The organism is Streptomyces sp. NPDC006450, from assembly GCF_040612195.1.
In the GTDB taxonomy this organism is placed as follows: Bacteria; Actinomycetota; Actinomycetes; order Streptomycetales; family Streptomycetaceae; genus Streptomyces.
In genome coordinates this window covers 1-12,846 of sequence record NZ_JBEXPT010000154.1, presented here as the reverse complement: position 1 = coordinate 12,846, position 12,846 = coordinate 1, and the positions used below count along the sequence as shown (strand labels likewise).

At 74.8% G+C, this 12,846-nt stretch carries 6 protein-coding genes and 2 pseudogenes; 6 read left to right on the top strand and 2 right to left on the bottom strand.

The window, feature by feature from the left end:
- Window positions 1–301, top strand: a pseudogene (locus ABZY57_RS29515) (hypothetical protein); the annotation flags it as partial.
- Window positions 298–2,610: an FtsX-like permease family protein gene (locus ABZY57_RS29510; protein WP_356517080.1), complete on the top strand. Its 2,313-nt coding sequence runs from the start codon at window positions 298–300 to the stop codon at window positions 2,608–2,610. The pseudogene ABZY57_RS29515 and the gene ABZY57_RS29510, both read left to right, overlap by 4 nt.
- Before the next feature lie 41 nt (window positions 2,611–2,651).
- Here the strand turns inward: ABZY57_RS29510 and ABZY57_RS29505 are convergent, their stop codons facing one another.
- Complete coding sequence (locus ABZY57_RS29505; RefSeq protein WP_356517078.1) at window positions 2,652–3,332, bottom strand: ABC transporter ATP-binding protein; 681 nt, start codon at window positions 3,330–3,332, stop codon at window positions 2,652–2,654.
- Between the two features lie 289 nt (window positions 3,333–3,621).
- Here ABZY57_RS29505 and ABZY57_RS29500 point away from each other — a divergent pair, with 289 nt between their 5' ends.
- The 4 genes from ABZY57_RS29500 to ABZY57_RS29485 all read left to right on the top strand — a co-directional run bounded on the left by ABZY57_RS29500 (window position 3,622) and on the right by ABZY57_RS29485 (window position 12,489).
- Window positions 3,622–6,978: an ABC transporter permease gene (locus tag ABZY57_RS29500; protein ID WP_356517076.1), complete on the top strand. Its 3,357-nt coding sequence runs from the start codon at window positions 3,622–3,624 to the stop codon at window positions 6,976–6,978.
- Window positions 6,975–9,788 (top strand): hypothetical protein, encoded by a 2,814-nt coding sequence (locus ABZY57_RS29495; protein ID WP_356517074.1) that lies wholly within the window; start codon window positions 6,975–6,977, stop codon window positions 9,786–9,788. The genes ABZY57_RS29500 and ABZY57_RS29495 overlap by 4 nt, the downstream gene beginning before the upstream one ends.
- Entirely contained in the window at window positions 9,785–10,816 is a 1,032-nt protein-coding gene (locus tag ABZY57_RS29490) for an ABC transporter ATP-binding protein (protein WP_356517072.1), read from the top strand. The genes ABZY57_RS29495 and ABZY57_RS29490 overlap by 4 nt, the downstream gene beginning before the upstream one ends.
- A gap of 188 nt (window positions 10,817–11,004) precedes the next feature.
- The gene (locus ABZY57_RS29485; protein WP_356517070.1) at window positions 11,005–12,489 is read left to right on the top strand and encodes a condensation domain-containing protein; all 1,485 of its coding nucleotides are present in this window, start codon (window positions 11,005–11,007) and stop codon (window positions 12,487–12,489) included.
- Between the two features lie 30 nt (window positions 12,490–12,519).
- Here ABZY57_RS29485 and ABZY57_RS29480 read toward each other — a convergent pair.
- Window positions 12,520–12,846, bottom strand: a pseudogene (locus ABZY57_RS29480) (RNA polymerase subunit sigma-24); the annotation flags it as partial.

Genomic DNA, 12,846 nt, shown 5'->3' with positions numbered 1-12,846 from the left:
GGCGCTGCTCCTGGCCGACGAGCCGACCGGCGCCCTCGACAGCCGTTCCGGCGAGCAGGTGATGGACCTCCTCATCGATCTCAACCAGATCGGTCAGACCCTCCTGATCGTCACCCACGACCCGCACCTGGCGACCCGCTGCGCCGGCCGCCTCGTCGAGATGGCCGACGGCCGCGTCGCCCGCGAACGCGCCCTGGACGGAGAAACCCTGGACGGAGAGACCCTGAACGGCCAGACCACGAACGGCCAGACCACGAACGGCGAGATCATGGACAGCGAGACCATGGAGCGTTCCGCGTGAGCGCCGTGTGGGGGGCCTCCCGGGCCGCCGTGAAGCGCCGCCGGGTCCAGACGTTCGTCATCGGCCTCGTCGTCCTCTGCTCCACCACGACCGTCCTGCTCGCGCTCGGCCTGCTCGCCGCCGCCTCGGGCCCCTTCGACAAGGCGTACACCGCACAGCGCGGCGCGCACACGGTGGCCACGTTCGACCCGGCGAAGGTCTCCGACGCCCAGCTCGCGCAGACGGCCCACCGCCCGGGTGTGGCAGCCGCCGCAGGACCGTTCCCGCAGGCCGTCGTCGACGTCCCCGAGGACTGGCTCTGGATGCCGGCCGGACCCCTCGCCGTGGTCGGCCGTGCCGATCCGGCGGGGCCGGTGGACCGCGTCGAGGTCCTGATGGGGCGCTGGGCGCAGGCACCCGGTGAGATCGTCGTCGACTGGGCCATCGACGGGACCCCGTACGCCGATCTCCTCGGTGCGAAACTCGAAGTACCCGGCCGCCCGACGCTCACCGTGGTCGGTTTCGCAACGAGCATGAGCAAGTCGGCCGGCGCCTGGGTGACGCCCGAGCAGGCCGCGGCCCTCCACCCGACGTCCACGCAGATGCTGTACCGCTTCACCGACTCCGCCACCGGCGCGCACCTGCGCGACTCGCTGGCCCGGGCCACGGACGGACTTCCCGCGGACTCGGTGACGGCCGCGCAGACCTTCCTCACCCTCAAGAAGGCGTTCTCCGCCCGGGCGGACGCCTATCTGCCCTTCATCGCCCTCTTCGGTGTCCTCGGCCTGCTCGTCTCCGCGTTGATCGTCGCGAACGTGGTCAGCGGCGCCGTCGTCTCCGGCAGCCGGCACATCGGCGTCCTCAAAGCCATCGGCTTCACTCCGAACCAGGTCGTCGCCGTCTACCTGACGATGGTCTCGGTCCCGGCCGTGGCCGGCTGCGTCCTGGGCACCCTGCTCGGCAACGCGCTGGCCGCGCCCATCCTGCAGATCGCGTTCTCCGGCATCGAGACGGGGATGGCGGGCGTGGGCACCGTCTCGCCCTGGCTCAGCGTCGCGTGCCTGGCCGGGATGCCGGCCCTGGTCGTGCTGACCGCCCTCGTACCGGCCCTGCGCGCGCACCGTCTCCCGGCCGCGCAGGCCATCAGCACGGGCGGCGCGCCGCGCACCGGGCGCGGGCTGCGCGTCCAGCGCGTGCTGGCCTCCTCGCGGCTGCCGCGCTCCGTCAGCCTGGGCCTCGGCCACCCGTTCGCCCGCCCGGGCCGCGCCTTCATGACCATGGCCGCCATCGTCCTCGGTGTCACCACGGTGACCCTGGCGACCGGACTGACCAGCACGATGGTCTCGTACGCGCAGGCCGGCCACGGCAACCCCGGCGGACCGGTGGTGAGCGTCGCGGTGGGCGGCCACGGCGAGAACCCCGTCGAGCCGCTGCTGAGCGACGTGCAGATCGAGGAGCGGCTGAGGTCGCTGGGTGCGCAGGAGGTGCAGGCCCGCGCGCTGACCCGGGTCGGGCTGGTCGGGTACGCGCGGCCCGCGTTCGGGAACTTCTACCGTGGGATCCCGTCCCCGGCCGGGGCCTTCGTGGAGGGCCGGCCGCCCAGCGGACGCGGCGAGATCGCGGTGGGCCCTTCCTTCCTCACCGAACGCGGGCTGGCGGTGGGTGACCGGATCACCCTGGAGGCCAACGGGAGGCGGACGGCCGCGACCATCGTCGGCAAGCTGATCGACAGCGACGCGCGCTCCCTGGAGTCCACGTGGGAGACCCTCCGGGAACTCGCCCCGGACGGCCGCGCGGTCGAGTACACCGTCCGGCTCGCCCCGGCGGCGGACGCCCGCGCCTATGCGGACGCCGTCGGCGCGGCCGACCCCGGACTGCACGCCGTGGTGGTGAACTCGGGCAAGGTCAACGCCGCCACCACCACGGTCATCGGCTTCTCCTCGGTGTTCTCGGTCATGCTGGCCCTCGTCGCCTCGCTCGGCGTCTTCAACACCGTGCTGCTGAACATCCGCGACCGGCGCCGCGACCTGGGCATGCTCAAGTCGATCGGCATGACCCCGCGCCAGGTGGTCGCGATGACGGTGACCTCGGTGACCGGACTCGGCCTGGCCGGCGGGCTGCTCGGGATCCCCCTCGGGATCGTCGCGCACCGGCTCGTCGTGGCCAACGTCGGCATCGTCGCCTTCCCCGAGTCGATGAAGGACGTCTGGCACGCGCCGCAGCTCGCCGGAATGCTGTGCGCGGGGGTCGCGATCGCCGTCCTGGGGGCTCTGTTCCCGGCCCGCTCGGCGGCCCGGATGACCATCGCCGCGGCCCTGCACACCGAGTAGCCCCCGTAGACCCGGTCATACCCGTAGACCCCCCGGCGGGCTCAGTCCTCGTCGGAGGCGTCCACGATGCGCCCGTCGCGCAGTTCCACCACCCGGTCCGCCAGTTCCATCAGCGCCGGGTCGTGCGTGGCGACCAGCGCCGTGACCCCCTCGCTGCGCACCACCGCACGCAGCAGCCGCATGATCTGCCGGCCGGTGTCGGAGTCGAGCTGGCCCGTGGGTTCGTCGGCGATGATCAGATCGGGCTCGTTCGCGAGGGCCCGCGCGACGGCGACCCGCTGCTGCTGGCCGCCGGAGAGTTCGCCGGGGCGCTGCTCGGTGTGTTCGGAGAGGCCGACGAGGGCGAGCAGGGTGCGGGCCCGCTCCTCGCGCTGCTTCGCCGGTATCTTGCGCAGCCGCATCGGGACCCCGACGTTCTCGGCGGCGGTCAGGGCGGGGATCAGGCCGAAGGACTGGAACACGAAGCCGATCCGGTCGCGGCGCAGCGCGAGGCGGCCGTCCTCGTCGAGGGCGGCGAGATCGGTGCCGTCGAGGGCGACGCTGCCGCCGGTCGGGGTGTCGAGGCCGCCGACCAGGTTCAGCAGGGTGGTCTTGCCGGAACCGGACCTCCCCTTGAGCGCGGTGAGTTCGCCGCGGCGGACCTCGAAGGACACTCCGCGCAGGGCGTGCACCGCCTGCTGACCCGTCCCGAAACTGCGCCGCACGTCGTCCACGACCACCATCGGCGGCGCCCCGGCACCCTGTCCCGGTACCTGTGCCGACCCCTGTCCAGGTGCCTGTCCCGGCCCCTGTCCCGGTTCCTGTCGCCGTTCCTGGTCCTGCGTCATGCTGCGGCTCCCCCTCCAAGCGGATGAGCGGATGAAAGCCGAGAACGGCCTTCTTGCGGTCCCGCCCCCACGATTTGTTCATCCGTTGCACTACTCACGCAAGTCCCTTCCGCTCTCTGTTCGAATCTGGCAGCATCGTCCGGTATCCGGGGTCACCAGTCCGGTGCGGGGGAGGAACAGGCACATGCTCGGCTTCGTCGTGCGCCGGCTGCGCGGGCGATTGCCGCTCGCAGCCGCCGTACTTCTGACCGTTTTGATCACCACGACCGTGCTCACCGCGCTCTTCGCCTTCACCCGCGGAGTGGGCGACGCCGGACTGCGCCAGGCCCTTCAGGGGCCCGGTCTCGGGCGCGGCACGGTGCTGGTCACCGGTTCCCACCCGGCGGCCGACCGCGCCAAGGACGACGAAGCGGTACGGGGCTTCGCGCGCGAGCTGTTCGGCCCCCTCCCGACCGGTGCCGAGAGCGTGGCGCGCAGCCGTTCGTACGGGCTTCCCGGCCCGCACACCCCGGGCAGGGACGCCGATCTGACGCTGCTGGCGGCCTTCGCCAAGGAGCGCGTACGGCTCCTCGCGGGCACCTGGCCGCAACCCGTCGCGGGGCCGGTCTCCGCTCGGGGCGGCCCGGTTCCGGTGGCCGTGCCGAAGGCGGCGCTGGACCGGCTCGGGCTGGCCGAGGGAGCACTGCCCGCGCAGGTGCGGCTCGACGACCGGTACGGCGGCTCCCCGCTGACGGTGCTGGTGACCGGCGTCTACCGGGCTGCCGAACCGGATTCCCCGTACTGGCGGCTCGATCCGCTCGGTGCGCGCGGTCTTCAGGTCGCCGGATTCGCCACCTACGGGCCGCTGCTGGTGGACGATTCCGCCTTCACCACCGGTGGGCTGGCCCAGGACAGCCGCGCCGTGCTCCTCACCGCCGACTTCTCCACCGTGAACGCGGCGACGGCCGAGGAGGTCCGTGGCCGCGCCGCCAAGGCCCTGGAGGATCTCCAGCAGGAGTCCGGGCTCCGGCACGCCACCGAGCTTCCCGCGCTGCTCGGGGAGTTGCGGTCGGGCCTGACCGTCGCCCGCTCCACCCTGCTGGTCGGCGCGCTGCAACTGGCCGTGCTCGCCGGGGCGGCGCTGCTGCTCGTCTCGCACCTGCTGACGGAGCGCCAGGAGGGCGAGCGCGCCCTGCTCGCCGCGCGCGGCGCCTCCCGCGGTCGGCTCGGCGTCCTCACCGCGGCCCAGTCGCTGCTGCTGGCGCTGCCCGCCGCCCTCCTCGCGCCCCTGCTGACCCCGCCGCTGCTGCGCCTGCTCGGCGGCTACGGCTCGCTGGCGCACGTCCCGTTCACGGTCACCCGGAGCTGGCTGCTCTGGCCCGTCGCCGGGGCCTGCGCCCTCGGGTGCGTCGTACTGACCACTCTCCCGGTCGTCCTGCGGGGCGCCGCCGCGGCCGCCCTGCACCGGACCGGCCGCCGCCAGGCACTCGTCGCCGGCGCCGCGCGCTCCGGCGCGGACCTGGCGCTGGTGGCCCTGGCCGTACTCGCCTACGAGCAGCTCTCCCGCTACGGCGCGGGCGGCGCCGGCCCGCCGACGCGCTCCGACGGACTGTTCGGCGTGGACCCGGTCCTGGTCGCCGCCCCGACGCTGGCGCTGTGCGCGGGCACCCTGCTGGTGCTGCGCCTGCTGCCCTTCGCTGCGCGGCTCGGCGCGCGGATCGCCGCCCGGGGCCGTGGGCTGGGTCCGGCGCTCGTGGGCTGGCAGCTGGCCCGCCGGCCCGGACGGGCCACGGGGCCGGTGCTGCTGCTCGTCCTGGCCGTCTCCAGCGGGGTGCTGGCGCTGGGCCAGCACACCGCGTGGTCCGAGTCCCAGCGCGACCAGGCCGATTTCACCACCGCCGGGGGCCTGCTGGTATCGGGCAGCGACCTGCCTCCGCTGGGCCGGGGCGGCCGGTACGCGGCGCTGCCCGGCGGGGAGCGCGTGCTTCCGGTGCTCCGCAGTCCGCACGAGCTGCCGGGCGGCCGCCCCGGTCAGGTGATGGCACTGGACGCGGCCGCCGCCGCCGACCGGCTCGCCCTGCGGGCCGACCTGCGCGACGGGCGCGGCATGCGGGAGCTGTTCGCCCCGCTGGCCGCCGCCCCCTCCCCCGCCACCTCCTCCCCTTCTGCCTCGGCCGGCGGTATCCCCCTCCCCGGCCACCCGGAGCGCATCGACCTCTCGGTCTCCGTGAAGTCCGCCGGCGCGGGCGGCCGCCCCGGCCTCGGGGTGCTGCTGCGCGACCGGTTCGGCATCACCTACCGGGCTTCGATGGTCCAGCTCCCGGAGAGCGGTGACGCCACCGTGTCGGTGCACATCGGCCCGATGCTCGGCTCCCCCATCGGGTCGGCCGCCACCCCGCTCAGCGTGGCCGGGCTCGTGTTCTCGTACGACCGGGAGGGCCCGCTCCCCGGCACCGATCTGAACGCCGATCCGGATGCCGGCCCCGGCTCCGACGAGCCCGGTGCCACGGTGAAGGTCTTCGACGAACTGACCGTGCACGGCCTCGCGGTCGCGCAGACCCGGGACGGCGCGGCGGCGCCCCTCGCGGTGCCCGCACCCGACTGGAAGCTGTCGGTCCCGCCGCTCACCGACGGATCCCCGGCCGCCGAACTGCTCACCGGCTCCGAGCCCGCGCCGGGCGGGCCGGCCGTGGTCAAGCTGCGCTACCGGGACGGCTCCGGCGAACGCGGCGGCGTCCAGGCCAACCTGGTGCCGGGGCCCGCTCCGGCCGCCGAGGTCCCGGGGATCGCCACCCGGGCCTACCTCGCCGCGATCGGCGGATCCGTGGGCGATCTGGTGCCGGTCAAGCTGGACGGCGTCACCCTCCCGGTCCGGGTCACCGCCGCCATCGACTCGCTGCCCGTGGCCGGCGACACCGCCATCGCCGTCGACCTGGCCACCGCCGGCCGGCAGCTCGCGGCGGGCGGCCGGGAGCTGCCCCCGCCCGCCGAATGGTGGCTGCCGGCCTCCTCCGCCGACGACCCGGCGCCGGCCCGCGCCGCCGCGGAACTGCGCTCCGGCGCCGGCTCCCAGCAGGTGCGGCTGCGCGAGGAGGTGGCCGCGACCCTGCTGGACGATCCGCTCAGCGCGGGCCCGCAGGGCGCGCTGGCCGCGCTCGCGGTGGCCTGCGCGGTCCTCGCGGCGATCGGTTTCGCCGCCTCCGCCGCGGCCGCCGCCCGTGAGCGGGCCCGCGAGTTCTCGGTACTGACGGCGCTGGGTGCCCGGCGCCGGGACCTGGCCCGGACGGCCACCGCCGAGAGCTGCGTGCTGGTGGGGCTCGGCACGGCGGTCGGGCTGGGGCTGGGCGTGGTCATCGTCCACCTCGTCGTACCGCTGACCGTGCTCACCCCGGCCGCCGGCCGCCCGGTGCCCGAGGTGCTGGTGGACCTGCCCGCGGTGCGGACGCTGCTGCTCGCCACCGCCATCGCCGCCGTTCCGCTGCTGTCGGCGGTCTTCGGCGGCCGGCGCAACCAGAACCGCTCGAAGCCGGCCGACCGGCTGCGGCACGTGGAGGACATATGACCGGGCCGGCCGCGACCAACGCCGACCGGCGCACCCCGGAGGAGACCGGACCGGGACCGGACGGCCCCCGGGCCGCGGGCGGGACCTCCCCGCGCGCCGTGCCCCCTCCCGCGCCCTGGGTGCGGACCCGGCTGCGCGCGACCCCGCTCAGCGCCCTGCTCGGCGCGGCCCTGGCCTTCGTCGCCGTCCTGCTCGCCGCGGCCCTGCCGCGCGCGATGGACCGGGGCACCGACCAGGCGCTGCGCTCCTTCCTGGAGTCGCGCGGGCCGAGCCAGACCAGCCTGCACGTCAACGCGCGCCCGCGGTACGGGGAGCAGAGCCCGCAGGAGCTGGACGAGGTCCTGGGCACCCTGGTCGCCCGGACCGCCCCCGGGTTCACCGCCGTTCCCGGCGGTTCCGTCCACGGGACCTCCGCGGACCCGCGTGCCCTCGCCACCCCCGGACTGGCCGCGCCCGAGGGGATGCCTCCCCGGCTCGGCCTCTACCACCTGCGCGAGGCCTTCGAACACGTCCGGCTGGTCGAGGGGCGCCGGCCCGGCGCGGCCTCCGCGCCGGACGGCCCCGTGCCGATCGCGCTGTCGCAGAGCGCGGCGAAGATCCTCGGCGTGCGGGTCGGGATGGTGCTGGAGACCACGACCGGCCAGGCCATGACCACCGTCAAGGCGGAGGTCGTCGGCCTCTACGCCCCGAACGACGAGGCCGAGGACTTCTGGACCGACACCGCCTGCCTCACCCACGCCTGCCTCCTCCAGACCTCCACCCAACCGCCGGTCCCGTACTGGGCCACCTCCGCCCTCACCGGCCCGGAAACGCTCGACCGACTCACCGAATGGGGCGAGGACAACACCCGGGACTTCTGGCGCATCCCCGTCGACACCGGTTCCCTGCGGGCCGATTGGCTGCCCGCCACCGCCAAGGCGGTCGCGTCCTACGTGAACGGCCCGACCGCGACGCGCCTGGCCCAGGAGACCCAGCGGCGCGATCTGCACATCACCTCCCGCCTGCCCGAGCTGTTCACGCTGGCCGAGGCCCGGCGCCAGGCCGCCGCGCCGCTCGCCGCGATGGGCCCGGCCGGGGTGGCCGGAGTGGCGTTCGTGGTGTTCTGCCTGGCCGCCGGACTGACCGGTGACCGGCGGGAGGCCGAACTGCGGCTCCTGCTGGCCCGCGGCGGTTCCCGCGCGGGCATCGTGCGCCGCCTCCTCGCCGAGAACGCCGTCACCGTCCTGCCCGCCGCCGCCCTCGCGACCGTGCTCGCCGTGGTCCTGCTGCCGACGCCCCGTTCGGCGGGCACCCTGCTGGCCGCTTCGGCCGCCACGCTCCTGGCACTGCTGGCCGTCCCCGTACGGGCCTTCGTGCTGCTGTCGCCGAAGCGCCGGCCGGGGCCCCGGCGGCGGCTGGTCGCCGAACTACTCGCCCTGGCGGCCACCGCGGCCGCCGTGTTCGAGGTCCGCTCGCGCGGGGTCGCCCCGGCCGGCGCCGGGGTGGATCCGCTGCTGGTGGCCGCGCCGCTGCTGCTCGCGCTCTGCGGCGGCCTGCTGCTGGCCCGGCTCCAGCCGGCCCTGGTCGGGGCGCTGGCCCGGGCGGCCGGGCGGGGCCCGGGGCTGATCGGCTTCCTGGGGCTGGCGCGCGCCGCGCGGGGCGCCGCGGGCCGGGCACGTCCGTCCGTACTGCCGCTGATCGCGCTGCTGCTGGCCGTCACCACCGGTGGCTTCGGTGCCACGGTGCTGTCCGGGGTGGCCGACGCCCGCTTCGAGGCGGCCCGCGCGGCCGTCGGCGGCGACGCGCAGCTCTCGGCGCCCAGCGGCACGCTCCCGGAGCCCCTGACGACGGCGGCGGCCGCGCTGCCCGGCGTCCGGTCCTCGGTGAAGGTGTGGAGCAGCGACAACACGTTTCTCTACGGCACCAAGACGGGCAGCACGCAGATCTCCGTGATCGTCGCGGACCCGGTGGAGTACGCGAAGCTGTCCGCGGCGACCGGCAGCGGCCGGTTCGATCCCGCGCTCCTGGCGACCGGAGCCGCGGGCACCTCGGGTGCGACGGTGCCCGCGCTGATCAGCCGGGACCTCGCCGACGACGACACCTCCGGCTTCACTCTGCGGCTCGAGAACGGCGGCGAGCTGAAGCTCGCGGTCGTCGGGGTGGTCGACGGCACCCCCGCCCGGCCCGGCGCCAGGTCCACCACCGTGGTGCTGCCCAGCGCCCAGGTCCTGGCCGCCGTGCCGCAGATGGGGCTGCCCAACGGTTGGTTCGCGGTCGGCGCGGTCGACCAGCACCGGCTGGAGCAGGCGGTCCGCACCGCGGACCCGGCGGCCGGCGAAGGGCGCTACCGCGTCCGTACCAGCTCCGCGACGGCCGCCGAACTGGGCTCCGACCCGCTCCAGCGCTCCGCCGAGCGGCTGTTCTGGGCCTCTCTGGCCGGAGCCGCGGGCTTCGCGCTGCTGGCGGTCCTGCTGACCCTGGTCCGGGCCGCCCCCGACCGTGCCGCGCTGCTCGCGCGGCTGCGCACCATGGGGCTGCGGCCCCGGCAGGGGGTCCTGCTGATCCTGGTGGAGTCGGTGCCCCTGGCCCTGGCCGGTGCACTCGGCGGCGCCCTGCTCGCGGCGGGCACCGTCGCGCTGCTGGGACCGGCCGTGGACCTGTCCACACTGGTCGGGACCCGGGTGCCGGCCGGTCTTCAGGTCCTCCTCAGGCCCGTACTGACCCAGGCACTGGGCCTGGCCGTCCTCGTCGCGGGGGCCGTGCTCGCGGAGGCGGCGATCTCCGGCAGGCGACAGATCACGACCGAGTTGAGAGCGGGAGACCAGCGGTGAACAGCGATCAGCCCACCTACGAGGAGCTGCGGCGGCAGGCCCTGGCCGCCGCCGAGCCCCGCCGGCACGGCGCCGACACGGCCATCGCCTGCGACCGCCTCGTGCGGATCTTCAGTACGGACGGGGTCGAGGTACAGGCCCTGCAGGGACTGGAACTGACCGTGGACCAGGGCGATCTGATGGCCCTGGTCGGCGCGTCCGGCAGCGGGAAGTCCACGCTGCTGAACATCCTCGCGGGACTGGACGTGCCCACGGCCGGCACCGCCAGCGTCGGCGGCTACGACCTGCTGGAGATGTCGGCGCGCGAGCGGCTGCGCTACCGGCGCGAGGCGGTCGGTTTCGTCTGGCAGCAGACGGCCCGCAACCTGCTGCCCTTCCTGACGACGGCGCAGAACATCGCCCTGCCCATGCAGTTGAAGGGCAGTCGGCGCGCCGCCGCCAAGCGCCACGCGGTCCGGACCGGCGAGCTCCTCGAAGCGCTGGAGATCGGCGAGCTGGCGGACCGCCGCCCGGCCGAGCTCTCCGGCGGCCAGCAGCAGCGCGTGGCCATCGCGGTGGCGATGGCCAACGACCCGGCGGTGCTGCTCGCCGACGAGCCGACCGGTGAGCTGGACTCCGAGACGGGCGGAGCGATCTTCGAGGCGTTCCGCACGGTCAACCGGGAACTGGGCGCGACCGTGGTCATCGTGACCCACGACCCGCTCGTCGCGGGCGAGGTGCGGCGCACGGTGGCGATGCGCGACGGCCGCACCAGCAGCGAGGTGCTGCGCCGCACGGTCACCGACGAGCACGGCGCCGAGTCGGTGAGCGAGCGCGAGTACGTGATGCTCGACCGCACGGGCCGCGTACAGCTCCCGCAGAAGTTCCTGGAGGCCCTGGGCATGGAACACCGGGTGGCGGTGGACCTGGCCGCGGACCACATCGAACTGCGCCCGGACGACGCGACCGCCACGACGGCGGACGGCGACACCAACGACAGCGGCAGCAGCAGCAGCAGCAGCGGCGCACCGGAGACGGCTGCGGGCTGAGGCGCCTCGGGAGCCGGCTCGGCGCCGCCTGCGGTGAACCCGGCGGGGACGCGCCGGAAGCGGGCGCCGGGCGCGTGCACCCGGGCCGCGCGGGGCGCCTCCCGGTGAACCCCCTGGTGCGCGTCACTTCCGTGGCCCGGGTGTCGTTAGGCGCTCGGGGTTGACTCGGGGGTCGAAGGGATGACGGAATGCGGCAGTTTCCTCTGGAGATGCACCACATGGCACCCGGCCGGGTCGTCGAGTGGCGATTGCGGTCCACGGCCGGGGTGCAGTCCCCCGGCCCGGACGGCGCGGCCGACAGGCGGGCCTCCTTCAACCAGGACAAGCACTTCACCGTCGCCGAGGAGAGCCGCGCGGCCGACGACCCGACCGCGTCGTGGATCGCGGTCACCTTCGAGGTCGCGGGAGCGCTGGACGAGGAGGCCCTGACCGGCTCGCTGCTGGCGTTCACCCGCCGCCACGAGGTGCTGCGCTGTGAATTCCAGCGCCTGGCCGGGGAGTTGGCGTGCGCTCCGATCCCCGCCGCCGATCTGGCCCTGGACACCGTCCAGGTCGCCGACTTCGACCGCACCGAGGAACTGACCCGCTTCCTGGTGGAGCGGTTCAAGCGGAGCATCGACACGCTGTCCTGGCCGCTGTTCACGATGGGCGCCGTACTGCGCGAGGATTCGGCGACCGTCTACCTGGCCTTCGACCACATCGTCTGCGACGGCATGTCGATGCCGATCGTGGTCCAGGAGGTCGAGAGCGGCTACGAGGCCCTGCGGCGCGGCGGGTTGCCCGACCCGGCGCCCGCGCCGAGCTATCTCGACTTCGCGGAGGAGCAGCGGAACCGCTACCTCTCCATCGACGCGGACGACGAACGGCTCGGATACTGGAAGGAGTTCATGGCGAGCGGCGGCGGCGAGTTCTTCCCGCGCTTCCCGCTCGAACTGGGTGTGGAGCCGGGCCGGATGTACTCCATCGTCAACGAGGCCTCCCCGCTGCTGGACGCCGCCGAGGCGGAGGTCTTCGAGAAGGCGTGCCTCGCGGTGGACGGCAAGCCGTTCATGGGCGTGCTCGCCGCCGTCGCGGTCTGCCTGCGCGAGGCGGGCGGACCGGGGATCTACCGGGGGTTCATGCCGGTGAGCGAGCGCGGCCGGGCCGGGTGGGGCAACTCGGTGGGCTGGTTCGTCAACACCATGCCCATCGAGTTCGACGCCTCGCCGGGCCGGGACTTCGAGCAGGTCATGTCCTCGGTGCGGGCCGGCTTCAACGAGATGATCGGGCATCTCGACGTCCCGTTCGTGCGGGCCTGGGAGCTGCTGGCTCCCCGCGAGTTCGCCGCCCGCTCCTGGCCGTACCCGGTGAACTTCTTCTCGTACATCGACATGCGCAAGTGCCCGGGCGCCGAGCGGCACGAGGACTGGCGGCCCACCTCCCACGTGTGGTCGGCCCAGGCCAACGGCGCCTGCTCCTGGTTCCAGCGGGATGCGGACGGGCTGCACATGAACTCGATCTACTCGGACACCCCCGCCGCCCGCCGCACCATGGACGGCTTCCTGGAGGCCCTGCGCGAGACGGTCCGGGAGATCGCCCGCCACGGCTCGTTCCGCCGGCCCATCGCGCTGACCCCGCCGCGCCGGCCCGCGCAGACCCCGCTCGACGTGGCGGCGTTCGCCCGCCGCGGCTGATCCGCGGCGCGTCTCCCGGGGGGGGTGGCTTCAAAGGCGGGCGGCTCGGGCGCGCAGCAGGGTCTGTTCCCGGGCGTTGCGGGTGAGCGAGGCGGCGCGTTCGAACTCCGCCCGGGCCTCCGCCGGGCGGCCGAGCCGCTCCAGCAGGTCTCCCCGTACGCTCGGCAGCAAGTGGTAGGAGCGCAGGGCCGGTTCCATGGTCAGGGCGTCGACCAGGGGGAGCGCCGCCGCCGGGCCCTCGGCCATCGAGACGGCGACGGCCCGGTTGAGTTCGATCACCGGTGACGGGATCAGCAGGACGAGCCGTCCGTAGAGGGCGGCGATCGTCCGCCAGTCGGTGTCCTCGTAGCGGACGGC

Bases quoted from the DNA above. Each gene is read 5' to 3' on its own strand.
- ABZY57_RS29505 (WP_356517078.1), bottom strand. From the start codon at position 3,332: ATGGTGGTCGTGGACGACGTGCGGCGCAGTTTCGGGACGGGTCAGCAG.
- ABZY57_RS29500 (WP_356517076.1), top strand. From the start codon at position 3,622: ATGCTCGGCTTCGTCGTGCGCCGGCTGCGCGGGCGATTGCCGCTCGCA.
- ABZY57_RS29495 (WP_356517074.1), top strand. From the start codon at position 6,975: ATGACCGGGCCGGCCGCGACCAACGCCGACCGGCGCACCCCGGAGGAG.
- ABZY57_RS29485 (WP_356517070.1), top strand. From the start codon at position 11,005: ATGCGGCAGTTTCCTCTGGAGATGCACCACATGGCACCCGGCCGGGTC.